General features: G+C 50.2%; 26 protein-coding genes. 8 read left to right on the top strand and 18 right to left on the bottom strand.

Going from position 1 to position 26,439, the window contains the following annotated elements:
* Positions 1-27: 27 nt before the first annotated feature.
* The 7 genes from BUB43_RS02215 (at position 28) to BUB43_RS02185 (ending at position 7,391) form a co-directional block, all read left to right on the top strand.
* Positions 28-1,236, top strand: coding sequence for a BaiN/RdsA family NAD(P)/FAD-dependent oxidoreductase (locus BUB43_RS02215; RefSeq protein WP_073177880.1), 1,209 nt, complete (start codon positions 28-30; stop codon positions 1,234-1,236).
* A 64-nt stretch (positions 1,237-1,300) separates the two neighbouring features.
* Entirely contained in the window at positions 1,301-3,061 is a 1,761-nt protein-coding gene (gene mutL / locus BUB43_RS02210; RefSeq protein ID WP_073177878.1) for a DNA mismatch repair endonuclease MutL, read from the top strand.
* A 4-nt stretch (positions 3,062-3,065) separates the two neighbouring features.
* Positions 3,066-3,713 carry a rhomboid family intramembrane serine protease gene (locus BUB43_RS02205; RefSeq protein ID WP_073177876.1) on the top strand — a complete coding sequence of 216 codons (648 nt, stop codon included), beginning with the start codon at positions 3,066-3,068 and terminating at the stop codon, positions 3,711-3,713.
* Positions 3,710-4,669, top strand: coding sequence for an endonuclease/exonuclease/phosphatase family protein (locus BUB43_RS02200; RefSeq protein WP_073177874.1), 960 nt, complete (start codon positions 3,710-3,712; stop codon positions 4,667-4,669). Before BUB43_RS02205 ends, BUB43_RS02200 begins: the two co-directional genes overlap by 4 nt.
* On the top strand, positions 4,670-4,987 hold the full coding sequence (locus BUB43_RS02195) for a hypothetical protein (protein WP_073177872.1): 318 nt from the start codon (positions 4,670-4,672) through the stop codon (positions 4,985-4,987). It abuts the gene before it with no gap.
* 11 nt (positions 4,988-4,998) lie between these two features.
* Entirely contained in the window at positions 4,999-5,529 is a 531-nt protein-coding gene (locus BUB43_RS02190; RefSeq protein WP_073177870.1) for an RNA methyltransferase, read from the top strand.
* Between the two features lie 23 nt (positions 5,530-5,552).
* Positions 5,553-7,391 (top strand): ABC transporter ATP-binding protein, encoded by a 1,839-nt coding sequence (locus BUB43_RS02185; RefSeq protein ID WP_073177868.1) that lies wholly within the window; start codon positions 5,553-5,555, stop codon positions 7,389-7,391.
* Positions 7,392-7,405: 14 nt separating this feature from the next.
* On the opposite strand, the gene BUB43_RS02180 is transcribed toward BUB43_RS02185, so the two are convergent.
* From BUB43_RS02180 to rsfS, 7 genes are all read right to left on the bottom strand, one after another.
* The gene (locus tag BUB43_RS02180; RefSeq protein WP_073177866.1) at positions 7,406-9,448 is read right to left on the bottom strand and encodes a cation:proton antiporter; all 2,043 of its coding nucleotides are present in this window, start codon (positions 9,446-9,448) and stop codon (positions 7,406-7,408) included.
* 3 nt (positions 9,449-9,451) lie between these two features.
* Positions 9,452-10,015 carry a hypothetical protein gene (locus BUB43_RS02175; RefSeq protein ID WP_073177864.1) on the bottom strand — a complete coding sequence of 188 codons (564 nt, stop codon included), beginning with the start codon at positions 10,013-10,015 and terminating at the stop codon, positions 9,452-9,454.
* A 48-nt stretch (positions 10,016-10,063) separates the two neighbouring features.
* Positions 10,064-10,714, bottom strand: a complete 651-nt coding sequence (locus BUB43_RS02170) for a phosphatidylserine decarboxylase family protein (RefSeq protein ID WP_073177862.1) — start codon at positions 10,712-10,714, stop codon at positions 10,064-10,066.
* Positions 10,714-11,568: a phosphatidate cytidylyltransferase gene (locus tag BUB43_RS02165; RefSeq protein WP_073177861.1), complete on the bottom strand. Its 855-nt coding sequence runs from the start codon at positions 11,566-11,568 to the stop codon at positions 10,714-10,716. The genes BUB43_RS02170 and BUB43_RS02165 overlap by 1 nt, the downstream gene beginning before the upstream one ends.
* A gap of 6 nt (positions 11,569-11,574) precedes the next feature.
* Positions 11,575-12,156: an LUD domain-containing protein gene (locus tag BUB43_RS02160; protein WP_073177859.1), complete on the bottom strand. Its 582-nt coding sequence runs from the start codon at positions 12,154-12,156 to the stop codon at positions 11,575-11,577.
* 91 nt (positions 12,157-12,247) lie between these two features.
* A complete protein-coding gene (ftsH, locus tag BUB43_RS02155; protein ID WP_073177857.1) occupies positions 12,248-14,227 on the bottom strand; it encodes an ATP-dependent zinc metalloprotease FtsH in 1,980 nt (659 codons plus the stop codon).
* Positions 14,228-14,259: 32 nt separating this feature from the next.
* Complete coding sequence (gene rsfS, locus BUB43_RS02150) at positions 14,260-14,622, bottom strand: ribosome silencing factor (protein WP_073177855.1); 363 nt, start codon at positions 14,620-14,622, stop codon at positions 14,260-14,262.
* A gap of 83 nt (positions 14,623-14,705) precedes the next feature.
* Here rsfS and BUB43_RS02145 point away from each other — a divergent pair, with 83 nt between their 5' ends.
* Positions 14,706-15,425 carry a biotin--[acetyl-CoA-carboxylase] ligase gene (locus BUB43_RS02145; protein WP_083541118.1) on the top strand — a complete coding sequence of 240 codons (720 nt, stop codon included), beginning with the start codon at positions 14,706-14,708 and terminating at the stop codon, positions 15,423-15,425.
* Here the strand turns inward: BUB43_RS02145 and BUB43_RS02140 are convergent.
* The 11 genes from BUB43_RS02140 to BUB43_RS02090 form a co-directional block, all read right to left on the bottom strand.
* On the bottom strand, positions 15,419-16,513 hold the full coding sequence (locus BUB43_RS02140) for an LptF/LptG family permease (protein ID WP_073177853.1): 1,095 nt from the start codon (positions 16,511-16,513) through the stop codon (positions 15,419-15,421). The two genes, BUB43_RS02145 and BUB43_RS02140, sit on opposite strands and share 7 nt — an antisense overlap.
* Positions 16,514-17,647, bottom strand: a complete 1,134-nt coding sequence (gene tgt / locus BUB43_RS02135; protein ID WP_073177852.1) for a tRNA guanosine(34) transglycosylase Tgt — start codon at positions 17,645-17,647, stop codon at positions 16,514-16,516.
* Positions 17,648-18,004, bottom strand: coding sequence for a DUF4296 domain-containing protein (locus BUB43_RS02130; RefSeq protein ID WP_073177850.1), 357 nt, complete (start codon positions 18,002-18,004; stop codon positions 17,648-17,650). It lies immediately after the preceding gene.
* Entirely contained in the window at positions 18,001-18,717 is a 717-nt protein-coding gene (locus BUB43_RS02125; RefSeq protein WP_073177848.1) for a polyprenol monophosphomannose synthase, read from the bottom strand. The genes BUB43_RS02130 and BUB43_RS02125 overlap by 4 nt, the downstream gene beginning before the upstream one ends.
* Positions 18,718-18,839: 122 nt before the next feature.
* Positions 18,840-19,523: a response regulator transcription factor gene (locus BUB43_RS02120; RefSeq protein ID WP_073177846.1), complete on the bottom strand. Its 684-nt coding sequence runs from the start codon at positions 19,521-19,523 to the stop codon at positions 18,840-18,842.
* 65 nt (positions 19,524-19,588) lie between these two features.
* On the bottom strand, positions 19,589-21,136 hold the full coding sequence (locus tag BUB43_RS02115) for a sensor histidine kinase (protein WP_073177845.1): 1,548 nt from the start codon (positions 21,134-21,136) through the stop codon (positions 19,589-19,591).
* 111 nt (positions 21,137-21,247) lie between these two features.
* Positions 21,248-21,616, bottom strand: a complete 369-nt coding sequence (locus BUB43_RS02110) for a hypothetical protein (protein ID WP_073177843.1) — start codon at positions 21,614-21,616, stop codon at positions 21,248-21,250.
* A gap of 83 nt (positions 21,617-21,699) precedes the next feature.
* The gene (locus BUB43_RS02105; protein WP_073177841.1) at positions 21,700-22,440 is read right to left on the bottom strand and encodes a uroporphyrinogen-III synthase; all 741 of its coding nucleotides are present in this window, start codon (positions 22,438-22,440) and stop codon (positions 21,700-21,702) included.
* 26 nt (positions 22,441-22,466) lie between these two features.
* Entirely contained in the window at positions 22,467-23,108 is a 642-nt protein-coding gene (locus BUB43_RS02100; protein ID WP_159430216.1) for a DUF4271 domain-containing protein, read from the bottom strand.
* 69 nt (positions 23,109-23,177) lie between these two features.
* On the bottom strand, positions 23,178-24,407 hold the full coding sequence (gene rodA, locus BUB43_RS02095; protein ID WP_073177838.1) for a rod shape-determining protein RodA: 1,230 nt from the start codon (positions 24,405-24,407) through the stop codon (positions 23,178-23,180).
* A complete protein-coding gene (locus tag BUB43_RS02090; RefSeq protein ID WP_073177836.1) occupies positions 24,404-26,434 on the bottom strand; it encodes a peptidoglycan D,D-transpeptidase FtsI family protein in 2,031 nt (676 codons plus the stop codon). The genes rodA and BUB43_RS02090 overlap by 4 nt, the downstream gene beginning before the upstream one ends.
* Between the last annotated feature and the right edge of the window lie 5 nt (positions 26,435-26,439).

The following is a 26,439-nucleotide window of genomic DNA, read 5'->3' as shown; positions in this document are numbered from 1 at the left end:
TTTTTATTTTTAGAAAAAAATTACGGAATGAAAATGCGCGTGGCAATCATCGGGGGCGGGGCTGCAGGGATGTTCTGCGCCGCCAATCTTGATGAGGAAAAATGTGAGGTAAAGATATTCGAGCAGAATGCCGATGTATTGCAGAAAGTAAAAATCTCCGGCGGAGGGCGGTGCAATGTGACTCACGCCTGCTTCGATCCGCGCGAGCTCGCCAAGTTTTACCCCAGAGGCAGCAGGGAGCTTTTAAGCGTATTCTCAAAATTCCAGCCGGCGGATACCATCGCCTGGTTCGAAGAACGCGGCACGAAGCTGAAAACCGAGGAGGACAACCGCGTGTTCCCGGAGAGTAACAGCTCGCAAAGCATCATTGACACCATCACGAAAGAAGTTCTAGCAAAGGGATTCGAGGTGAAGACACGCTGCGCCATTCGGGACATCGCCTGTGAGGAAGAAATTTATAAAATTTCTACTTCCGGGGGGGTATACCCTGCCGATGCCGTAGTATTCGCCACGGGCAGCGCGCCAAGATCGCTGAAAATATTGGAAAATCTCGGTCACGGCATCGTGCCGCCGGTGCCGTCGCTGTTTACTTTCAATATTCAGGATGCGCTGCTGGAGGGGCTTTCCGGCACAAACTTTGAAGATGCGGAAATATCCGTCCCCGCTTTAAAAACGGAAGAGTCCGGAGCGCTGCTCATCACGCACTGGGGACTCTCCGGGCCGGCAATCCTGAAACTTTCAGCGTGGAAGGCGCGAGAATTAGCGGCGCAGAATTATCGGTTTGAAATCCTTGTGAATTTCATCGGGGAAAACATTCGGGATACTGAAGAAATTTTCCTTGATTTTAGAAATAACCATCCTAAAAAATCCATAGGCCAGAGCAAAATTTTCAATGTAACTCACCGCTTCTGGCAGAGAGTTCTCGAAATATCTCAAATCAAAGCTGAAAAACAGCTCTCCCAAATCAGCAAAAAAGAAATAATGGCAATGCTGGAAAATCTTTGCAGGAAGCGTTTTTCGGTAAACGGGAAATCTACCTTCAAAGAGGAGTTCGTAACGGCGGGCGGCGTAGAGCTGAGGGAAATTAATTTTAAAACGATGCAATCCAAACTGCTGGAGAATTTCTTCCTCGCCGGCGAGGTTCTGGACATCGATGCCGTAACCGGCGGCTTCAACTTCCAAGCGTGCTGGAGCGAGGCTTGGCTGATTGCCCAGGCACTGAATGGCACTGTCTAAAGTTTTCGCAAATGAGAAATAAGAATAAGGTGGCACGCATAAAAAGCCTATTTTTGCAGGTGAAATGGCAGATATCATCCAACTTTTGCCGGATCATGTGGCGAACCAGATAGCAGCGGGCGAGGTGGTGCAGCGCCCGGCATCCATCGTGAAGGAGCTTCTGGAGAATGCCATAGATGCAAAGGCTAGCAAAATAGAACTTATCGTGCGAGAATCCGGCAGGAACCTCATCCAGGTGGTGGACAACGGCATCGGGATGAGCGAAACGGATGCCCGAATGGCCTTCGAAAGGCACGCCACTTCCAAAATCCGAAACACTGAGGATATTTTTAAAATAGCCTCCAAGGGCTTCCGCGGCGAGGCGCTGGCGTCCATCGCTGCGGTGGCGCAGGTAGAGCTGAAGACGCGGAAAAAGGATGCACCCATAGGCACCAACATCTACATAGAAGGCGGGGGGCTCCAGTTTCAGGAGCCGGTACAGACGGCGGAAGGCTCCAATTTTTTGGTGAAAAATCTTTTTTACAATGTCCCCGCAAGGCGTAAATTCCTGAAAAATAATAATGTGGAATTCCGGCACATCCTCGATGAGTTCCAGCGGGTGGCGCTTGCGCACCCGGAGGTGGAGTTTGATCTCTATCATAACGACGATATCGTCTTCCGCCTGCGCAAGGGCTCCCAGCTGCAGCGCATCGTGGAGATTTTCGGGCGGAAGCTGCAGCCGCTCCTTATCCCCATAAAAGAGGAGCTGGACTGGGTACGGTTTCACGGATATGTGGCTAAGCCGGAGGGGGCAAAGAAGGTGCGCGGCGAGCAGTTTTTCTTTGTAAATGGCAGGTATTTCCGCAGCCCGTACCTCAGCAAGGCAGTGGTGGAGGCATTCGAAGGGCTGCTGATGCCGGGCTACATTCCGTCGTTTTTCCTCTACCTGGAGCTGGATCCTGGCAGGATTGATGTCAATATACATCCGCAGAAAACCGAGGTAAAGTTTGAGGATGAAAGCCTGATCTTCGCCCTCATCCGCTCCACCGTCAAGCGCGCTCTGGGCATCTACAACATTGCCCCGTCGCTAGATTTTGACCGAGATCCGCAGGTTGAGAATTTTCTCGGAAACGCTACGGCCAGCTCGCTGAACAAGCCGGCGGGCATCCCGGTAGACCGGAATTTCAATCCCTTTGAACAGGAAGGCAAAACCCGGCCGGAAATGCTGAATCTGGAGGAAATCTACGGCACTGCCGAAACTGCTCCTTCAAAAATCAACCTTTTTGAGGATGATGAAAACCTTGACGAAGACCTGCTGCGGCTGCCCAACGGCTACTGGCTGCTGAACCGCCAGGGCGGGACGCTGATGCTGGACCCCGGGCGGATGCACCGCGTCATCAATGCGGAGCGAAATAAAGGAAAAAAGCGGAGTACGGAAGCCCACCAGCTGCTATTCTCGCTGGAATATCACCTCAATGAAATTGAGAAAACAAAGTTCCGCTCCATAAAGAAATACCTCCCGCAGCTGGGTTTTGATATGACGCTGGCACAGGAGAATGTGCTGAGGATAGACGCCGTGCCGCAGGGGCTGAAGGAGACGAAGGTGATAAAATTACTGGAGGACCTCTTCGAAATCCTTGACTATCACACCGAGGAGGATTTTTTGCATTTCTATGACAATCAGTGGAATAAGCTGCATTCCAAGTCCCGGTTTGATTTTATTTATAAATATGAAATGCAGGAGCTGCTCAGGGATTTCTCCGCGGCGGGCTTCCCGAATTACGCTCCGGACGGTAAAATTTGTTTTATTGAATTACCTTTGGAGGAATTAAAAAATAAATTTTAAACCAATGTTTGACAATCAGGCGCCCATCACCAAAAATATTATTTTGCTCAACTCAGTGATCTTTGCACTGATGTACCTCCCCCTGCCCGCGGCGCACCAGCTTCTGGTGAGCTTCCCAGCCTATTTTCCACTCTCGCCTTATTTCCGGTGGTGGCAGGTGATTACGCATATGTTTATGCACGGCAGCCTTATGCACATCCTTTTCAATATGCTTACGCTTCTGAGTTTCGGGCCTACCATAGAGCGGCTCTTTGGCGGGAAGAGGTTTACCCTGCTGTATTTCCTTAGCGGTCTCGGGGCATTTCTGCTGTTTAATTTATGGAATTATTACCTCTACACCCAGGCAGCAGGCACCGCCGAGGGCGACGCCATACTGAATACGCCGATGGTGGGGGCGTCGGGGGCTATTTTTGGGGTGATGACCGCCTTCGCCACTCTCTTCCCGGATACCAAGCTCTACTTTATGTTCATACCCGTACCCATCAGCGCAAAGTACATCCTCCCGGTCATCATCGTAGTATCCATATACCTGGGCTTCAGCGACCAGATGAGCGGGATAGCGCACTTCGCGCATGTGGGCGGGGCAATCGTAGGCTGGATAATGGCACGGAGTTGGAAGAAAAAACTGCCTCAACATAATTTCTACCGATGAATCTGCTGCGCACTTTCCTTGCCGCCGTCCACCTTCTGGTGGTGGTGGCCCTGCTGCTCTGCGGGCTGAATGCGGTGGTGTCGCCGGTCGTTTTTCCTTACCTCAACCTCCTTTCGCTGGCGTTCCCGGCGCTGCTTGGCATTCATGCCGCGCTCTCCGTACTTTGGTTGCTACTTCGGCGCAAGCGTGCCGTGTTTTTTCTGCTGATGAGCATCTTTTTCTTCAAACCGGCGCAGAGGTGGATTAATTTTACCCCTGAAAAAAAGCCCGGAAATTTTAAGGTGATCACCTACAACGGTCATTATAACGGCGGCGAGAATGATGCGGTGCGGAACTACCTGCTGAGGCACAACGCGGATGTGGTTTTCCATCAGGAATACAGGCCGGCGGAGAATTTCTACCCTATCGTGAAGCAGGAATCTGTGGTTGCCATCAGTTCTGCGCACAGGATCGTAAATTATCAGCTCATAGATATTGGCGACGGAAATTCTCAGGCGATGGCGGCAGACATACAGATAAACGGCAAAGTAATCCGTTTTATCAACATCTACCTCGAGCCGTTTTATATCAATAAAGATTTAGTGAAATCTGCAGCGAAAAATGAAATGAAAGCTGATGTATTGAAAAACAGGCTACTCTCCACCTTCCGCATTCACGGGCAGCAGGTGCCGGTAATCCAAAAATTTATCAAAAACTCGCCCTATCCCGTGATCGTAGGTGGGGACCTGAATTCCGTACCCAACTCCTTTGAATATTACTCGCTTTCGGAAGGCTTGCAGGACGCGTTTACCGCGGCAGGCAGGGGCAGCGCCACCAGCTTCCACGATTTTAAATTCCCGATCCGCATCGATTATCTTTTCTGTTCCAAAGATATACTGCCGAGTACCTACCGCGTAGACCGGGGCGTGCGCTATTCCGACCATTACCCAGTAATCGCTACATTCACTTTGAAATAGATGAGAGCTTATAAATTTTTATACCTTTCGGCAGCCCTTTGCCTTGCTTTCTGCAGCAAACCACAGGGCGAGTTGCCGGCAGCAGAAGCGGATAACCTTCCTGCGCCCTACGATACCGCCGCGGTGGATTCCTTCGCCCCGGGCGCCACTTCGAGGAATGTGGTATTGGTGAGATACGACACGGTGCCGGTAGATTCCTTGAAAAACATTAAGCCAAAAACCAAAGACTCCGCAAAGAAAAAAGCCGAGAAGCCGCAGGATAAAAACCTGAAAGACAGGACTAAAACCAACGAGAGCGAGCCAAAGGCCGCAGAATAATATTTTTAAAATTGACAGAAAAATTAAAACTTGAAGAGCTCGGTAGGATAAGCATCGAGGAGTTTAAGAACGCCGCAAAAACCCCGCTGGTCGTAGTGCTGGATGATGTGAGGAGCATGCACAATGTAGGCGCGGTATTCCGCACGGCGGACGCGTTTCTGGTGGAGAAAATCTTCCTCTGCGGCATTACGCCAAAACCGCCCCACCGAGAAATCCACAAATCTGCGCTTGGCGCTACGGAAAGCGTAGAGTGGCGGTTTTACGAGAATATATCTGAAGCGCTGCTCGATCTTAAAACTCTGCGGTACGAAATCATCGGCATTGAGCAAACGACGGCCTCGCGGGCTGTTACCGATTTTAAAATCTGCAAAGACAAAAAATACGCCCTCGTGCTGGGCAATGAGGTGGAGGGGCTTTCGCAGCGCGCCATGAAGCACTGCGATGCTTTTCTGGAAATTCCTCAGCTGGGCACCAAGCACTCGCTGAATGTTTCCGTGTGTGCAGGGATCATAATGTGGGAGTTCTTCCGGATTTTGCGGTAATTTTTATTTAATTTTGAAAACCAATGAAGCCTTCACAAAGAATCCTGCAATTTGCCAAACCATACAGCCGCTATCTTTGGGGCAGTATGTTTTTCAACATTCTGTACTCCGTGCTGAATATCTTCTCCGTAGCCACTATGCTCCCGATTCTCGGGCTGATGTTCGGCACTGTGGAAGCTGTGGATACCACCCAGGCGCCGCCCAGCGGAGGCGGAATTTCGGAATTCTTCGGTTCCCTGCAGCAGCGTGTTTATTACGCCATCCAGCTGCAGATCAATGAGCACGGCGCCATCCCGGTGCTGGCGGTGCTCTGCTCGGTTACCGGGTTCGCCTTCCTGCTGAGGAACCTTTTCCGGTACATCGGTTCGCTTTTGCTCGTGAATTATAGGGTGCTCATTACCAGGGATATGCGTGCCGAGATGTACAATAAATTTCTGCAGCTGCCGGTAGCCTTCTTCACGGAGCGCCGCCGCGGGGATATGATGTCCCGCATTACCAACGACATCAATACGGTGGATTCGGGGATACTCGGCAGCCTGGTGGATTTGGTAAATGCGCCCTTTATGATAATTTTCTCCCTCTTGGCGCTCTTCGCCCTCTCGCCGCAGCTTACCATGTTTTCCCTGATCGTTTTCCCCGTGATGGGCTGGATCATCTCCCGCGTAGGCAAGTCCCTGAAGCGCGAGGCACACGCAGCCCAGCACGAGCTGGGGAATCTCTTTTCTATGGTAGATGAAACCCTGAGGGCATCGAAAATTATTAAAATATTTAATGCGGAAGAAATTCTTAAACGGCGGTTTAATACCACATCCGAAAACTGGCAGGACTACACGATGCGGATGAGCCGCCGCCGTATGCTGGCATCGCCCTCCAGCGAGTTCCTGGGGAGCGTCACCATACTGCTGATCACCTGGTTTGCAGGCAGGCAGATTATTGAGGAGCACAGCATGCAGCCAGAGGCATTTCTGGTATTCATCGGGCTTTTTTTCCAGATTCTGGAGCCTGCAAAGAGTTTCTCCAACGCCATCAGCAGCGTGCAGAGCGGTATGGCAAGCCTGGAGCGCGTCACCGAGGTGTTGGATTTTGATATAAAAGTGGCGGAGCGGGAAAATGCACAGCCGGTGGAAAATCTTAAGGATAAAATCGAGTTCCGCAATGTTGGGTTCTTTTACGAAAAAGAAAATATCATACTCAAAAATTTTAACCTCACCATACCGCGGGGGAAAACGGTGGCACTCGTAGGGCAGTCCGGCTCCGGGAAATCCACGGTGGCTAGCCTGCTCGCGCGGTTCTACGATGTTTCCGAAGGAGAAATCCTGATAGACGGGGTGAATGTAAAAGATTTAAAACTGACCGATTTCCGCAGCCTGCTCGGTATGGTAACGCAGGAGTCGGTGCTGTTCAACGATACCGTGTACAACAATATCCTTATCGGCAACCCCCGGGCTACGGAGGAGGAGGTGGTAAAAGCCGCGAAAATTGCCAATGCGCATCAATTCATAGAAAGCCTCCCTGAAAAATACCATACCAATATCGGGGACGAGGGCAGCAAGCTCTCCGGCGGGCAGCGGCAGCGGCTCTCCATAGCCCGCGCCGTGCTGAAAAACCCACCCGTGATGATTCTGGATGAGGCCACCTCCGCGCTGGATACCGAGTCCGAGAAATTTGTGCAGGATGCCCTTGAAAAGATGATGGAAAACCGCACCTCGCTGGTGATAGCCCACAGGCTTTCCACTATAAAAAAAGCGGATTTAATCGTGGTAATGGATCGCGGCAGCATCGTGGAGCAGGGTACGCACTCCGAGCTGCTTGCCTTGGGCGGTATATACAGAAAACTGGTAGAGCTGCAGAACTTTGGTTAATGAGAAAGCGTCTCTCAGCTCTGCACTCCCGGGTAGATCAGCACATAATTTTTCTCGCGGAAGTTTCCGTTCAAGAAGTCCGGCACTGCCGACATCTCCGGCAGGTATGCGGCACGCCCCCGGCGGGACATTAGCAGGATCAGGCAATGGTTGGCTTTTATCTTGCCGGAAATCTTTGTAAGTTCCTTCCAGTTTTCCAGGATAATAAATTCCGCATTCAAAGCCGTTCTTCGCTGGAATCTTTCAAGTATCCGGATGGTCTTTTCCGTGGTGTAGAAGTTCATTTTTGCCCCAAGGTTTTTCCCTAAATTCCAAATTCGGGAGAGCGCCTGCTGAAAGCCGGCCTCCAGCTCTGCCCCGGCCGGCAGCGCGATGTGGAACTCCGCAAGCGTGCCGATAGGCTGTAGTATGTGCGAAACCAGCACCGTGGTATCCTCATCCGCCAGGTATCCGCTGTAGAGATTGTACACAAAAGTGGGCGAGAAGCCTTTATCCGGCTCCACCCCGATGATCAGGTCGGTGATTTTATTCTTTTTGATCTCATTGTTAATGCCCGCAATCACATCAGAATCGTACCGCTTTAGCGGGGTCATCGCCACATCCGAAGCCGTGGTGATCTGCGTAGCCTGCTGCAGAAGCTTATCCGCATTTTTGTCGCTGGATTCATTTACTTCCGCACTTTCATCCTCTACGATGATGTTCAGGGCGAAGAGCCTGTCTTTATTCTTGGGGGATTTTGTCTGCAGGGCTAGCTCCGTCAGGCTTTCTATAGTTTCGGGATAATTCAGAGCTATCATTATGCGCTCCTCGCCCTCTCCGCTATCATCTTCTTCATCCATCTCCAGCGCTACTTTCCCCGCATTTTTCTGGGTCACAAAGGACGAGATGGTACAGCTCACCAAAATAAGCAGGATGCTGCCATTCAGCACGCTTTCGTTGAGCAAGCGGATGGGCTCTCCATTCTCATTCTCGCCAAGGATGATGTTGTAGCCTACCATTACCGAAGCCAGGGTAGCCGCCGCCGAGGCAGAGCTAAGCCCGAATATCACGCCGCCCTCGGCACGGCTGAGGCGGAAGGTCTTTCGTGTTGCTACCGAGGCGAGATATTTCCCCACCAGCGCAAGAACCGTCATTACCAAAGCCACCTTTATCGTTTCCGGGTTTTTGAAGAAGGCTCTGAAATCAATAATCATCCCCACACTGATCAGGAAAAAAGGAATGAATAATGAATTCCCGACAAAATCGATGCGGTTCATCAGTACGGAAGTGTGCGGGATGAGCCTATTCAGCGCGAGACCGCAGAGGAATGCCCCGATGATTGCCTCAATGCCTGCTATTTCGGCGAGCAGCGCGGCAAAGTAAATCATCACCATTACAAAAATGAACTGCGAAATTTTATCATCCACTGTCTTGAAAAACCACCGCCCGATGATGGGAAAAAGCCACAAAACCACGGCGCCAAAGGCAAGAACGGAGCCACCCAGGCGTATCCAGAACTCTGTGGTTACATCGCCCTTCGCCATTCCCACGCACGCGGCGAGTATCAGGAGTGCGGCGATGTCGGTAATCATCGTTCCGCCCACGGTGATGGTAACGGCAGGGTTTTTCGCGATGCCGAGCTTGCTTACCAGCGGGTAGGTGATGAGCGTATGCGAGGAAAAGAGGCTGGCGAAGAGTACCGCCGTAAGCCACTCAAAACCAAGGAAATACCGCCCAGCGATGATCCCGAAAATCAGCGGGATCATAAAAGTGTAGAAGCCGAACCCCAGGCTTTTCCATTTATTTTTGTAGAATTCCGTAAGGTCGATCTCCAGCCCTGCCTGAAACATGATGAAAAGCAGACCTGTAGTCCCAATAACCACGATATTGGCATCGCGCGGCAGGAGGTTGAAGCCGTTCGGGCCCACCAGCGCGCCGGCGATTATCAGCCCGATGAGGTGCGGCACCTTAACCCTGTTGAGTAGCAGCGGCGCAAAGAGGATAATCAGCAGGATGAGGAGGAACTTCAGCACAGGATCCTCCACCGGCAGGGTAAAATGATCTAAAATTGTTAGCATACGCTATTCTTTGATGAGTTCCACGGTGTATTTTGCGGTACAGTTTTTATCTACCTGCAGCTCGCGCGTGCCGGAAATGCGCTTCTGCCCTATGTTGTTCAGCTGCATTCTTATCTCGATGAGCTTCCCGGAATCCGTGGTGCGCTCATTCGTCAGGTTTATGTTCGTCCCGTCGTACTGGCCTTTGTATACCTGTACGCTGCCGGATTTGTTGGTGTTGGAAAGCACTATGTCGCTGCCGTCTATCGTGAGCTCCCAGGCATCTACCCGCGTATCTCCCACCACATAGTCGGAGCAGTTGGATTCTGTACACACTACTTTACCATTCCACCTACCGGCAAAAACGGGAGAAAGCTGCGGGGTGACGGCGAGGCTGTCCTGCTGTGCCTGGATGCTGTCGCGCATCTTTATAAGGTTCTGATAATCGGCTTCCTTTAAAGCCAAAGCTTGTTCGCGCGCGGTAAGCAAGGAATCTCGCTCGCGCAGGCCTGCCTCGCGGCTGTTGTCAATTTTGCTGCAGGAGATTAAAATAATGCCAATGGCAAAGAGAGACGCGGGAAACTTCATCTGAAAATTTTTTGGAAAATTTAAGAAAAATAAAATTAAATGCTACAGTCACACCAGCTTAGCGATTACATCCAGCCCGCCTTTTACCTTATCCCCGATTTTGCACCGGATTTCGGAATTGGTCGGGATAAAGACATCCATCCGCGAGCCGAACTTGATGAAGCCAAACTCGTGGCCGGCCTTTGCCGCATCGCCCTCATTGGCATAAAACACGATGCGCCGCGCCATATACCCGGCGATCTGGCGGAACACTACCGGGTGCCCTATAGCGGTTTGTACCGCAAGGGTAGTGCGCTCATTGTCCGTGGAGGATTTCTCGTTCCACGCCATCAGGTACTTCCCCGGGTGGTATTTTTTATAAATAACCTCTCCGGTGACGGGGTAGCGGCAGATGTGCACATTCAGCGGTGACATAAAAATGGAAATCTGCATCACTTTCTGGTTCAGGAACTCATTTTCCTCCACCTCCTTTATCATCACCACCTTGCCGTCCACAGGGGCTACCACCGTCTCGCTGTGCTCCGCGATCTGGCGCTTCGGCACGCGGAAGAACCACAGGATCAGGCCGTAAGTTACCAGCAGCGGCACTATTATCAGCAGCGACCACATTTCCAGGTAGTAGATGGAAATAGCCGCGATAATGGCAAATAAAACTGAGGAAATAAGGAGCGTAGCCCTGGATTCTCGGTGGAGTTTCATCAGAAAAGTTTTTCGATTAAGAAGTACAAATATACAACCGGGGCGCAAATGATGAAACTATCCAGCCGGTCCAGCACGCCGCCGTGACCGGGGATCAGCTTGCCGCTGTCCTTCGCTCCGAAGCTGCGTTTCAGCTGGCTTTCCACCAGATCCCCCAGGGGGGCGAAGAGCGAGACCAGCAGGCCTACCGCGATCCAGTTGCCACGAAGGTCGGGATTGTATTTTTCCACAAAAAATGAAACGATCAGCGTTAAAACCACTCCCCCGGCATAGCCTTCCCAGGTTTTTTTGGGAGAAATTTTCGGCGCCATCTTGTGTTTTCCGAAGAGCCGCCCCGCCAGGTAGGCGAAGGTGTCGCTGCACCAGATGAGGATGAAGAGAAAAAATACCTCCAGAGAAAAATCGCTGCTCCCGAACTTCGGCAGCCCGAGGGCGAAGGAGAAGGGCAGCGCGGTGTAGATCACTGTGAAAATCAGCTTCCCGTTTTCATAATACAGCTCATCGCGGAATCTGAATAATGTGACTGCGGCGAGGGCAATAAGGCTCAGCTCCAGCAGCTCTGGAAGATGGAAGCTGAAATAAAACCCGTGTCGGTAGTAGCGCACCGAAAATCTGTAGAAAACAAGAATTACTAGCGGGAATACGGCATAGAATTCCCAGGATCTCTTGTCGAATTTCATCAGGCGCGTACACTCCCACGCCCCGCAAAGCATCAGGAAGCCCATCAGGCCCCAAAACAGGTGCTGCTGCGGCAGGTGCGGGAAGATAGCCTGCAGCACGGGAGCGGTACACACGATAATTACCGCGCAGTAAACGATGCCGGAGACGGTACGCAGGATGAGGTTGCGGTCCATAAGATGCTAATCTTCCAGCAAAAGTAGGAAGATTTTTGTGTTAGCCTTCTCCATGGTCTCCAGCTGCCCCTTCCCGCAACTGATGGAGGTCAGGTTTTTGCAGGTGCCCTGGCGTTTTACCTTCATCATAGCCTCGTTCAGGTTCGTCACTATCTGGGATACCGTAGCCATTATGATGATTTTATCTGGCAGGCGTGAAGAAGGGTAATGCTGTATATTGTTGGAAGTGAGCATGATACGCCCGCTGTCCGCCATTAGATATTCGCAAGTGATAAATGCCGCGTCATTAAAAAGCTCCAGCACGGGAGTATATTTTACATTGATGACGCTGAGGAAATTCTTCAGATCTTCATCGAAACAGTACACTGACTGAATTTCTTCTATTTTAATTATTTGATTCAGCGTCTGCAATGCCTCGGCCTCATCGCCGCAATAGTTGAAAAAGCCTCCGTCGTGAGTAAAGAGCTGAGCAAATCGGTAGTCCGGATCAGCATTCTTCAGCTGATCGGCAAGCCTTGCCACATTGCGCTCGTCTGCGGGCTCCTGCTGCGGGACGATTTTTTTTATTATTTTCTTAAAAATACTCAACTGACCGTGCGTGTATTATTATACAAATGTATAAATATTTTTGCCGATAATAAAAACCCCCAGGCGGGCCCCGAGGGATTATTAAACTTATTTAAATAACTCCGCCGCTCTCCGGCGCCACCACCGTTTCCGGAATTTCGTTTTCTACGGTGGTCAGAGGTTTTTCCGTAAGCTCCGGATCCCAGGCGCGCTTGCCGAAAATCTCTTCCAAATCCTCACGGAAGATCACCTCTTTTTCCAATAGTTTTTCTGCCAGCCTCTCTAGCTTGTCGCGGTGGGTGCCAAGGATCTCCAGCGCGCGCTGATACTGCAGCTCCACTATTTTGGAGATTTCCTCATCTATGGTTTTTGCAGTTTCTTCGGAATAAGGCTTGCCAAAGCTGAATTCTGCCTGGCCGGAGCTGTCGTAATAGGAAATATTCCCTACTTTGTCATTCAGCCCATAAATGGTCACCATCGCTTGTGCCTGTTTGGTTACCCTTTCCAAATCAGACAGCGCTCCGGTGGAAATATTCCCGAAAATAGTCTGCTCCGCGGCGCGCCCGCCGAGGGTAGCGCAGATCTCGTCCAGCATCTGCTCCGTGGTCGTCAGCTGCCGCTCTTCCGGAAGATACCAGGCGGCGCCGAGGGAACGGCCGCGCGGAACGATGGTTACTTTCAGAAGCGGTGCGGCGTGCTCTACCAGCCAGGAAATCGTGGCGTGGCCGGCCTCGTGGTAGGCAACCCGCTTTTTCTCCGAAGGCTTGATGGCTTTATTTTTCTTCTCGAGACCGCCGATAATCCGGTCTACAGCATCCAGGAAATCCTGTTTTGTAACGGCTTCGTGCCCGTTCCGCGCGGCGATCAGGGCAGATTCGTTGCAGACATTCGCGATATCAGCACCGCTGAATCCCGGTGTCTGTTTCGCAAGGAAATCTACATCTACAGATTCATCCACCTTAATTTTAGCGAGATGCACATTGAAAATCTGCTTCCGCTCGTGGAGTTCCGGCAGGTCTACATAAATTGAGCGGTCGAACCGGCCGGCGCGCATCAGGGCTTTGTCCAGAATATCGGCGCGGTTGGTAGCCGCCATTACGATGACATTGGTATCCGTACCGAAACCATCCATCTCTGTAAGTAGCTGATTCAGAGTGTTTTCACGCTCATCATTACCCCCTGTGAAATTCTTTCCTCCCCGTGCCCTGCCGATGGCGTCAATTTCATCGATGAAAATAATCGCCGGAGATTTTGCTTTCGCCTGCGCAAACAAATCACGCACTCTCGACGCCCCTACACCGACAAACATTTCCACGAAATCTGAGCCGGAAAGTGAGAAGAACGGCACCTTGGCTTCGCCGGCTACAGCCTTTGCCAGAAGGGTTTTACCAGTTCCTGGCGGACCTACCAGCAGCACGCCTTTTGGAATTTTCCCTCCAAGCTTGGTGTATTTTTCAGAATTTTTAAGGAAATCTACCACCTCCTGCACTTCTTCCTTCGCGCCTTCTAGGCCTGCAACATCGGCGAAGGTTACATTTACTTTTTCCTTTTCGTCAAAAAGTTTTGCGCGGGATTTCCCGATGGAGAAAATCTGCCCCCCGGGGCCGCCTGCACCAGCCATTCTGCGGAAGAAAATGTAATAGATTAAAAACATTACGCCGAACCACATCGCCATCTGCAGCAGCAGGCTCTTCATCTCGGAGCCCTTGCGGTCTATGTTCAGCTGTGTCGTTAGCGCCGGGTTGGCTGCCTTTTCGGCATCGAATTTTTCCTGGAAATGCTGCAGGTCCCCATAGTTGAACGAATAATCCGCCACCGGCCCGGCAGCAAAATTCATACCCGGGAACATCTCCTCGGCGCGGCTGTTTTTCACGCTCGCCGATGCCGCCTCCTTTGTGAGGAATACATCGGCATCTTCGGCATCTTTGTAAAGGATTAGTTTATCTACTTTGCCCTCGCGCATCAGCTCGAAAAAGCGCTCTTCATTAATTTTTGCTTTAGCTAAATCTTCCCCGAATCCATTACCGAAGAAGAAGAAAATCATCGCGAGGATGGCTATTGGGAAAAACCAGTTGAATCCCTTGTTGTTCATCTTAAAATTTAGAAAAAATTGTTTTAAAAAAATTAATCTGCTATGGCAGTGATTTTGGCATCGCCCCAGAGCTCCTCGATGTCATAATACTCACGGATTTGTTTCTGGAAAATATGGACAACTACGGATACATAATCCATCAGGATCCACATCGCGTTCTCCTCGCCTTCCACATGCCACGGGCGCTCGCCTGCCTCGTTCCTTACGCGGCGCTGGATCGCGGCGGAGATGGCTGCCACCTGCGTGTTGGAGTTGCCGCTGCAGATGATGAATGTTTCGGCTACGGCGTTTTCTATTCCGGAAAGATCGAGTATGCGAATTTCTTCGCCTTTTACATCCTGGATGGCTTCAGTGATTGTTGATATTAGTCTTTGCTTTTCTGCAGATTTTGTCATTCAAAAATTTATATTTGCAAATTTACCGCTTTTTACCAAGTTTAAAGTTAAAAAAATAATTATTTGATTTTCAAAATATTACAATGTTGATAAGCCTGCACCATATCCCCACCTGCGGTTCTACCAATTCCGAAATCCTGGAGTTCCTCCAGGGAAACCCCTGTGGTACGGCCGTATACACATTTTGCCAGACGGCAGGGCGTGGGCAATACGGCAACCGCTGGCAGAGCCGCCCCGGAGAAAACCTCGCATACAGCCTTGCTGTAGAAGCGAATTTACTCCGCACTTCTGCGAACTTATTCAATTATCATACCGCCACGGTGGTGAGAGATTTCATTGCCAAAGTGACTGATTGTGGTGCGGAAATAAAGTGGCCGAACGACATTATCCTTAAAAAAAAGAAAATCTGCGGCATCCTGATTGAGAAACATAAGGCTGAGAATCTTCGGGAATACTTCATTATCGGCATAGGGATCAATATTTTAAGTGATGAGTTTTCGGAGCTGCCGAAAGCGGGATCGTTATTTACTCAAACGGGCTTAAAGCCTGATTTACATATGTTTACGGAAGAATTTCACCAGTACATTAGCGAGAATATTTTCCCCCAAAAAGGCGATGAAGAAATCCTGGAGAAATTTAACGGGCATCTGTTCCGCAAGGATGAAGTATCCGTTTTTGAAATTGAAAAAGTAAGACAAAATGGCATCATCCGAAAAGCCGATGCGGAAGGTTTCCTTTGGGTAGAGTTGGAAAACGGAGGGCTAAGGAAATTTTACCACAAAGAAATGGAGCTGCTCTACTGATTTGCCCTTTTCCAGTACAGGTAAAAGGCTACCGGCGCAAAAACGATGTTGGGCAGCCACATCGCCAGCATCGGCGGGATGGTATTGTGCTCCGCCACCACTTTCAGCGCCTCGAAGGAGAAGATGAAAACGAACGCCAGCGCAATGCCGATGGCAAGATTGACGCCCAGGCCGCCGCGTTTTTTCTGCGAGGAGAGGGAGAGTGCCAGTACGCTGAGAATGATGATGGACACCGGCATAGAGGTCCGCTGGTAAAGTTCGATGTAGTTGGTGGTTAGGTTGCCGTTCCCTTTCAGTTTTTCCTCGCGGATGAAGCTGCGGAGCTCCGGCGTGGTTTTGGACTGTGCGGAAAGTTCGTCCGGGAAGAGCTCCTTCGGCGGCCTGCCGAAGTCCAGCATTTTTGTGTCGCCATCGCTGATTATTTGCGTATCTTTTTCCCCTGCTTTCCTTTCATAAAAATTGCTAAGGACAAAGCGCTGCTTCTGAGGTTCCCAGTATATATCATTCGCTGAAATCTGGTGCAGCAGCTTGCCGTTTTTATCAAATTTTTGCCAAAGCATCCCCGTACCGCGCTCGCTTTTCCGGTTGTAGTTGAAGATGAAAAGATAAGTGTCTGGCGTAAGCTTGGTAGCGATTTCCACATCACCTTCCAGAGCCTGTTTTTTGCGCTCTGTGCCTACATAGGCTTCCAGCTTGTTCTTTTTCACATTCGCCCTCGGCAGGCCGTAGTGGTTGATGAAAAATGCCATCACGGCGAGCAGCAGCGAGGTGATAAAATATGGCCGCGCAAAACGGTGGAAGCTCGCGCCGCTGCTCACCACTGCCACGATCTCAGTATTGTTCGCCATCCTTGATGTGAAGAAAATCACCGAGATGAAAACGAGGATGGACATAAAGGTGATGATGAGATACACCATCCAGTACGGATAGTAGTGCAGCAGGAAATAGCCCACGGTATAGCCGTTGTTCTCGATGCGGGGCGCCTTAGATTGAACATCGATGACTACCACGATTACCGACAGCAGCACCAGCATAAACGCCAGCGTTCCCAGGAATTTCCGGATGATGTATCTGTCGATGATTTTCATCTAAAGTCGGTTTTTCAATTCTGGAAGCACGGAATTTTTCCACTGGTAAAAATCGCCTGCAAGGATGTGCTGCCGTGCGGTTTTCACCAAATCCAGATAAAACGCCAGGTTGTGCACGGATGCAATCTGCTTCCCGAGGTACTCCCTCGATACAAACAAATGCCGCACATAAGCCTTGGAATAATCCCTATCCACATAGCTTTTGCCGAATTCATCCAGCGGCGAAAAATCGTTCTTCCACTTCTCGTTTTTAATGTTGATGACGCCTTTCCAGGTGAAGAGCATCCCGTTTCTTGCGTTTCGCGTAGGCAATACGCAGTCCATCATATCGATGCCAAGGCCTATGGATTCCAGGATGTTCCACGGCGTGCCCACACCCATCAGGTAGCGCGGTTTCTCCTTCGGCAGAATGTCCGTCACCTCATCCGTTATGCGGTACATTTCGTCTTCCGGCTCACCTACGGAAAGCCCGCCAATTGCGTTGCCATCGCAGTTTTGCTCCGAAATGAATTCCGCGGAAATCTTCCGTAAATCCGAAAAAGTAGAGCCCTGAACAATCGGGAAAAGGTGCTGCCTGTGCGCATAGATTTCCGGATTTTCTTCGCACCATTTTATGCAGCGTTTCAGCCAGCGATGCGTCATCTCCATCGAAAGTTTCGCCTGAGTGTAGGTGGAAGGATAGGCCGTGCATTCATCGAAGGCCATAAAAATATCGGCGCCGATTTGCCGCTGAATTTCCATTGATTTTTCTGGTGAGATGAAATGATAACTTCCATCGATGTGCGATTTGAATTTCACGCCTTCCTCCGTCATCTTCCTTGAATCCGAAAGGCTGAACACCTGAAAGCCACCGGAATCCGTGAGAATCGGCAAATCCCAGTTCATAAACTTGTGCAAACCGCCAGCATTCTGCATCACCTCCATTGCAGGACGAAGGTAAAGGTGATAGGTGTTCCCAAGGATTATCTGGGCTTTGATATCCTCCCGAAGTTCACTTTGGTGCACGGTTTTCACGGAAGCCACCGTTCCCACGGGCATAAAAATCGGCGTCTCGATTTTGCCGTGATCTGTGGAAATTATTCCGGCCCTTGCCTTGCTTTCCGTGGTTTTTTCAATTTGGAAAAAAGGATTCATTTAGTTTGGGGCTGTCTCTTCTTTTGTTTTCTTTTCAATATAAGCCTTAGCTTCTGGATCTTTCGACAGAATAATGTCCTGAGCGTCTGAGTAAATTTTCTCCAGCTTCCAGGGTTTCGTGAGGTAGTACCGGTGGCTTTCCAAAAATTGCTCCTGCGAGATCCTGTGCTGCTGAAGTATGAAAAGTCCCTGCTGCTGCATATCCCCCTGCTGGTTCAGTAAGCCCATTTGGTCATTGATTGCAAAATCCGCGATGATGCTGCTCATTTCCCCTTCCGGTATCAGGTTTTCCGGCTTCGGTATGGTGCCGCTGCAGGAAAGCAGTACAGATAAGGCTAAAATCTGGAGCTTTTTCATAGTTTTCCCGTCAGCGCTTTCCATCTCAGTTGCAAAATTCCCACCACAGCTTCACCGATGATGTTGCCGTTCATCTTGCTTTCGCCGCGTACCCTGTTGGTAAAGATTATCGGCACTTCCACGATTTTCATCCCCTGCAAAAATGCCCGGTACTTCATCTCCACCTGAAAACCGTAGCCTTTCAGCTTTATTTTGTCAATGTTAATTTTTAGCAAAGTTTCCCGTTTAAAACAAACAAAACCCGCCGTGGTATCTGCCACGGGGATGCCGAGCACCAGCCTGACATAGATGGATGCGAAGTACGACAGCAGCACCCTACCCATAGGCCAGTTTACGACATTCACACCCTGAGAGTAGCGTGAGCCGATGCTCATATCTGCGGTTTGGCAGGCGTTGTAAAGGCGGATTAAATCTTCGGGATTGTGCGAGAAATCGGCATCCATTTCGAAGATGAAATCGTAGTTTCTATCGAGTGCCCAGCGAAAACCGTGGATGTACGCCTTGCCAAGGCCATCCTTAGTTTTCCGCACCGTAAGGTACAGATTTTCAGGGAATTCCGCTTGAAGTTTCTGCACGATTTCCGCCGTGCCATCCGGAGAAGAATCGTCCACCACAAGAATTTCGAAGCCCTGCTGCATAGCGAAAACCGCCCGGATAATGGCCTCGATATTTTCCTTCTCGTTGAAAGTTGGGATGATGACGAGCTTCTTCATTTAAATCGGCAAAGATACGACTTGAGACACAAGATGCAAGAACTAGGAATCAAGACTCATCAATGGATTTTGCGACTAACCAAAACTCTTAATTCTTGGCTCTAAAATCTCCGTTCTAAAAATTAATTCTTCACCAGCAGCCGGAAGCCTTCGCCGTGCACATTGATGATTTCCAAGCCTTCATCGTCCTTCAGCAGCTTGCGCAGCTTGGCGATGTACACATCCATACTGCGCGCCGTGAAGTAGTTTTCCTTCTTCCAGATTTTCCGCAGCGCCAAATCCCTCGGCATAAAGTCGTTGCGGTGTATGCAGAGCAGCTTCAGCAGGTCGTTTTCCTTCGGCGAAAGCTTGTGTTCCTGGTCGTGCACCTTCAGCTGCCGCAGCACTGAATCGAAGTAAATGTTGCTGATTTTAAACTGCTCCTGCTCCTCGTTTTCCAATGTGGAACTTCGCTGCAGGATCGCCCGGATTTTATACAGAAGTAGCTCAGTATCAAACGGTTTGGTGATGTAGTCGTCTGCCCCGATTTGGTAGCCCTTCAGAATATCCTCCCGCATATTTTTCGCTGTAAGGAAGATGATCGGGGTGTTTTTGTCTATTTTTTTTACATCTTCCGCGAGGCTGAAGCCGTCTTTCTTCGGCATCATCACATCGAAAATGCACAGGTCGAATTCTCCGTCGGTAAATTCTTTTAGCCCCAGCTCGCCATCCGTAGCCAGGGTTACTTCAAAATTATTAATGCTCAGGTAGTCTTTCAGTACCGCGCCAAAGCTCTGGTCGTCCTCTACCAATAGTATTCTGTTCATATTCTTTGTTTTAATTGTAAATTTTACTGAAAAGGTATTAACTCGCTAATAATGTCAATTATGAATCATAAATTCATCGGCAATTTTATTATAAACTTTGAGCCTTTTCCTTTTTGGGATTCCACCTCTATTTTACCATTGTGCAGCTCCACAATTTTTTTTACATAAGACAGCCCAAGCCCCTGGCCCTTCACATTGTGGATGTTGCCAGTCTCCTCCCGGAAGAATTTTTCAAAAATTTTATTCTTATTTTGAGGGTCAAGCCCAATGCCCTTATCCTGAATTTCGATCACATAGCAGTCCCCCTCGTTCCGTGTGCGTATGGTGATTTCCGGGTTTTCCGGAGAATATTTGTTGGCATTATCCAATAAATTTACCAGTACATTCGAGAGGTGCAGCTCGTCCACCCTGAAGAGGAATTTTTCCGCCTGAAAATACTTATTCAGCGCACCGCTTCTCTCGCGGAGGATCAGCTCAAAAGATGCACTCACATCCTCTATCAGTTTTCTTACATCCGTTTCTTTCAGGAAGAGCTTTACTTCGTTTCGTTCCAATTTGCTCATATTCAGCACATTATCTACCTGATTCTTCATCCTGAGGTTTTCCTGCTTTATGACCTGGGAGTAATATTTTACTTTCTCCGGATTGGTGGCGATTCTGTCATTCGCCAGCGAGTCGGTCGCGATGGAGATGGTCGCCAGCGGCGTCTTAAACTCGTGCGACATATTGTTGAGGAAGTCCGTCTTCACATCGGCAATTTTCTTCTGCTTCATCATATAATTGATGGAAGTGGCGTAGATGGCAAGGATGGTTATAAGCGAGAAGAAAGTCCCCAGCAGCATAGGGTAGTAGCTCCTGATGAGCGAGAAATTTTTATTCGGGAATGCCACGGCAAGGGTGTAAAGCGGGCGGTCCTCCCGGTCGGTAAAGAGCGTACGCCGGTATGATTTTTTTTCCCCTTTTTTAAAATCCTCCGTGGCGATGGGCGTTACATTAAAATTTTTATCCAGCACGGCAAAGCTGAAGCCGGCAGAGATGCCTTTCTCCCTCAGTTCCCGGCTAATGACGCTGTCCAGCGTAGCTTTGCTCACACGCTTCTCTATCGGCACATTCTCGGCGTTCAGCTTTGCAAATTCCTTCAGGGTGTACTCCCCGGAGGCTATGGAGTTGTTCAGATCAGTGGTAAGGGGCGCCGTGCTCCCGGGGGATTTCCGGATGCGCTCAATGCCCTCTTCATTCCACAGCTTGGTGATTTTCAGGCTGTCTCCCCGGGTGGAAAGCGGCATATCCTGCCTTTCGATGATGCTTTTCTGGAAGGTGAGCACCGTCTTCGATGCCGAGTCCTGCACCTGGTTCACGGCGATGAGGCTCGGCTGGCTGCTGTGTTCCTCTACGGTTTTGGCGAAATTTGGGTTAATGCCGTTCAGGTAGGTGTCGATTTCGATTTCATTCACCCGCTTTGCCGAATTCTCCATCGCGCCAGCCACCCTGCCGGAAAACTCCTTGTTCAGGGCGCTGTAGTACACCTTCAGCCAGCGAATCTGCAGCGTGACGAAGATAAGTAGCGAAACCGTCATAAGAACGGCAATCACGGGAATGAAACGCTTATTCATCCAGAAGTTTTGTTAAACTGTTAAAATTTAATTTTTTAACAAATCTCTAACAAAAAATGCGCCGAATTTCTGCGCATTAATTTGGTTTGAAGTTGGTTTTAACATATTTGCCTAAATCATCCCAGCAACGATCTCTTCAGGGAATAGGTTTTCGTCGATAAAGTACTGGATCACAGCCTTTTTCATAAGGATCTGCTGTTCATTTGGCTTTAGTGCGGGCAGAGGCTTTTTTTCTGAAAAATGCGGGAAGCCATCCAGGTCATAATGCGAAAATTCATAATAGCCGAAGGGCTCCAGCAGGCGGCACACGGCGATGTGGAGGAGGTTCAGCTTATCATCCTTACTGAAAGCCTGCGGGCCGCTGCCCAGCTCCTGTACGCCGATGAGGAAAAGAATGGTGTCGAGCGAGGCGCTCTGCTCCGTGCCGAAATTCTCCCGGAAGAAGTCCTCAATCCATTCCCAAAGTTGCGCATCGCTCATTTTTTTGTAAACTATTTTAATTTTTGTAAGACAAAGCCAACTCCGCGGGAAGTTGGCTCAGAATGCATTGCTTGAAATTTAAATTATTTATTCATGCTGCGGATATAGCGCTCTATTGCCATCGTCATGCTCGGGGTTTCCCGCGTGGGTGCCATTACATCTACCGTAAGGCCTTCCTCTTCTGCGAGCTTCTGCGTATTGGCGCCAAAGACGCCGATTTTTGTGCTGCCCTGCTCAAAGTCTTTAAAGTTATCCTTGAGTGAGCGGATGCCCTGCGGCGTGAAGAGGACTATCATATCATAATCCTTCACCCGGAGGTCGGAGAGGTCGGAATATACGGTGCGGTACATGATGGCGCGCGTCCAGTCGATGCCCGCCTTGTTCAGTGCCGCGGGGATATCCGGGCTCATCACATCGGAGGTGGGTATCAGGTACTTTTCGTCTGGGTATTTTTTGAAGAGCGGCAGCATATCCACCACGGTTTTCTCCCCGAAAGAGATTTTCCTTTTACGGTAAACGACATGCTTCTGAAGGTAATTGGCAATAGCCTCCGACTGGCATACATACCGCATAGAATCGGGCACGGCAAAGCGCATTTCCTCGGCGAGGCGGAAGTAATGGTCTACCGCATTTTTGGATGTCATAATGACTCCCGTGTATTGCGAAAGATCGATTTTCTGCGTCCTCAGTTCCTTGGAATCTACGCCCTCGACCTGAATAAACGGACGGAAATCAAACTTTACTTTCTCCTTCTTTGCAATCTCCGCATAGGGCGAAGTCTCTCCTGGTGCGGGCTGCGATACCAGTATGGATTTGATCTTCATCAACGATTTTTTATTATTCTGTGTTTTTAGAGAAACAGCAGTTTCACGAGCGCTAAGGTAGGCGCCATTTGCAGGGTGCAAAGGTACAAAATTTTATAATACCACTGCCGGGGAAGTATGTGGAGAGGGTGCGCCAGGTAGAATATATTTTTGAAAATGAACAAAATACAGGCGGCAGCAGCGGCGGCGCGGAAGAAAAGCAGCCCATCCGCGCCGCTGTAGTAGGCATAGAAGACGGCGGCCGCCAGCGGGAAGGCAAGCACGAAATAAAATTTCCCAGCCACGAAATAAAACCTCTCCCACCGCTCGCCGTTGCCCGTGGTGTAGTAAAGCAGCAGCGTGAGCAGCGCGCGCAGCGGGTAGAGTATCAGCAGCCCGGCAAATGCCAGCCAAAATCTGCTCATCCCGAAACCAAAAAGATTCAGGCTCTCTGCCCACCTTGGCAGGCCGGGAAGCATTTTAGAAAGCAATGCGGCAAGCAGCAGGGCGTCTGCTGCAGATACCAGCAGCCAACTTGGGAATATATTTGCCGCAGATGCGCGGTCCTGCAGCAGGAAATCCTTTACCGATGCATCCCTGTTGAAAATATTTAATGTAAAGGCAAGGGCACCCAGGCATCCGAAAACCAGGAAGAAAACCCAGTCGTTCTGTTCAGGAATTCTTGGCAAAATCAAATTTTTGCAAAAATAATAAAGTCCCCGGAGTGTTGGCGGGCAAATGTTTCCCAGCTATCGAAATTATACCAGGCTGTTTTTATCCGCATAGTTGAGTTTGAAGAAAATGGCGGTCATAATGGAAAAGGCAAGCAGCGAGCTCCCCCCATAGCTGAAGAACGGCAGTGGAATGCCCACGGTGGGGAAGAGGCCCATCACCATGGCGAGGTTGATGGAGAAGTGCATCAGCAGCACGCCTGCAAAGCAGTATCCGAAGACCCTGTTGAAAGTCGTTTTCTGATTCTCGGCAAGGTAATAAATTCTTCCTATAAAAAGGCTGTAGGCAAGTACCAGCAGCGAGCTGCCGAGGAAGCCCCACTCTTCGCCCACGGTGCAGAAGATGTAGTCCGTGCTCTGCTCCGGCACGAATTTCCCTTGCGTTACAGACCCCTCGCGGTAGCCTTTGCCGAACAACCCGCCCGAGCCGATCGCCGTTTTGGAATAGAGAAGGTTGTAGCCCGATGTATCCCGGAATGCCCGCTCGCCTTTAAACAAAACCTCGATCCTCTCGCGCTGGTGCTTCGGAAGTTTTTCCAGAACAAAGGGCGAGGCAAACGAGAGCCCGGAAAGCAGCAAAATCCCGCCTGCTATGCCTGCTACGCTCAGCGCATTCCAGTGGATCCTGCGGGAATTTAACAGTAGAATAATTCCTGCCGACACGACGATCCCCAATACAACATACAGCGGCGCCACCGCTAGGGACAGCAGAAATACCGCTGCGAGAATGGCGATAAACCCAAAGAACCAGCCGCTCATTCCCTCGCGGTAGAGGGCGATGAAGTACGCCATAAAGACTAGCAGCGAGCCAACATCCGGGATCGCAAGCACCACCAATGCTGGCAGCCCGATGATGGCAAGCGCCGTGAGGAGCGACCGTCTGTTTTTTATATTAAAATCCGGATTGCTTAGATAATTGGCAAGCATCAGCGCAGTGCCGATTTTTGCAAACTCAACTGGCTGCAGGCTCACCGGCCCGAATTTGTACCAGTTTTTCTGCCCCATCACCTCCTTCCCGAAAGGGAAGAGCCCTATCAGCAGTAGAACGCCGATGATGTAGATGATGCCCGAAAGATTTTCGAAAAATTTTGTCCTCGTTAAAAAAATTAAAAGGCCCACGAACAGCGACACTCCGAACCATACCGCCTGCCGTGTGCCGCTGCCGGGATCTACGCTGTAGATGTTCAGGATGGCAAATATGCAAAGCACGAAGTACAGCCCGAGGCCTAGCTTATCCAAACCCTGCGCCCACCTCATTTCTTTGCCTGTTTTTTTAGTGAATCTTTTTTCATCTGCGTAGCTTTTGCTGCGTCCTGCTTCTTTTTCAGCAGGTCTATGCTGTCCTGCTGCCGCTTCAGTGCTGCGGAGTCGGGCTTAGGTTCTACATACCAGCCCTTGCGCTTCAGCTCGGCGGTGTATTGCCGCTTGTATTCGGGCATAAAGCTGGCATTTACCATCTGCTTGTAAAGGTGCTCCCGCTTGATGGTCCCGGTGATGTATTTTTCAGCGATAAGGCTGGAGGCCGGGCCCGCCCAGGTGGCTCCGAAACCTGCGTGCTCCATCACGGCGGCTACCACTATTTTAGGATTTTCTGCCGGGGCTATCAGCACGAAAATAGAGTTGTCCTTGCCCTGCGGCACCTGCGCCGTTCCGGTTTTCGCTAGCTGCGTAAAGTCGTTGCTTTTCAGCCTTCTGGCGGTACCGCCGGTTACTACCTGCGCCATACCTTCCAGCACGGGATCGAAGTACTTCTCGTCCACCAGTACTTTATGTTTTACCTTAAATCTCGGGTCGGGGTTTGGTTCCCCGTCTATGGATTTCACGATATGCGGCGTGTAGTACCAGCCTTTGTTCGCTATGGCAGCCATCCCGTTGGCGAGCTGCAGCGGTGTTATCATAATATCGCCCTGCCCCATCCCGTTGAATACGGCACCAGTAGCCAGGGGGTCCCACTTCGCAGGATCTGCTTTGGAGCCGCTGGCTTTGTAGATGCGCGCCATTCTGTTTTCGTAAAACTCGCCACCGGGGATCCTGCCTTTCACGCCGGATGCCAGGTCATTATTCAGAAATACTCCGAAGCCAAAGCTGTTCATAATTTTCTGCCATTCATCCACGCCTTTGCTGGGATTGCCCGGGTATTTGTTCGTCATAGCCAGGAATGCGTAGGAGAAATAGCAGTTGCTGGAAACCCGTATTGCCGGCACCAGCGGGTCTGCGCCACCGTGGCCCTTGATTCTCAAACCTTTATAGTAAAAACCTCCGCCGCAGGGGAAGATGGTTTTATCCGTCATTACGCCCATCTGCATACCGGCGAGCGCGGTAAAGAGCTTGAAGGTAGAACCTGGCGGGTACGCAGCCTGCACAGATCGGTCGAAGGAGGGCTTGTTGTTGTAGAGCGTATCGTTCTGGATGCGGTAGAGGTTTTTGGTTTTTTCCGGCCCGGTAAAGAGGTTGGGGTCTATGTCCGGCCCGGTAGCCATTACCAGGATCTCCCCGTTGTTGGGGTCCAGGGCTACTATCGCTCCGTGTTTGTTCACCAGCATTTCCTGTGCCAGTTTCTGCAGGTCGTAGTCGATGGTGAGAGTTAAATCCTTCCCGGAAACCACCTCCCTGTCCAGCGCCCCGTTTTTATAGGGCCCGATGCTCCGCAGTTTTATATCTTTCTGAATGTAGTTCACGCCCTTCACGCCGCGGAGTTCTTTTTCGTAAGAGCGTTCCACGCCTTTCTTCCCGATGTTGTCGCCCGGCAGGTAGTAGAGGGAATCCCGCCTGATATCGGCATCGTTCACCTCGTTCGTGTAGCCGAGGAGGTTGCCGGATGTGTTGATTTCATACTGGCGCTGCGGCCTCGGCACGATGCTGAACGCCGGGTATTTAAAGATGATCTCCTGGATGCGCGCGATGTCTTCCCGGCTGAGGTTTTTCGCGAAAGTCATCGGCGTGAGCTTCGAGTAATATTTTTCCTTTTTAATGTTTTCTATTCTGGTAATGAATTCCTGCTTGCTGATTTTTAGCAAATTACAGAAGCCAAGCGTATCAAAGTCCGGCATCATAAGAGCCTGCGTAAAGGACAATTCGTACGCTGGCTGGTTCCCCACGAGGATTTTGCCGTTGCGGTCGAAAATGATGCCGCGCTGCGGGATGATGTACTCCGCCTTGATGGAAGTGTTGGCGGCATTCAGCGCATAGCGGTCGGTAAATAGCTGCAGGTAGGCGAGCCTCGCAATGAAGATCACAGCGATGATGCCTATAGCGGTTATTATTTTCAGATACTGCTGATTCAAACCTT

Origin of the sequence: Cruoricaptor ignavus, from assembly GCF_900141665.1 — a bacterium.
Classification (GTDB): domain Bacteria; phylum Bacteroidota; class Bacteroidia; order Flavobacteriales; family Weeksellaceae; genus Cruoricaptor; species Cruoricaptor ignavus.
This window is presented reverse-complemented; position numbering and strand designations above follow the sequence as displayed.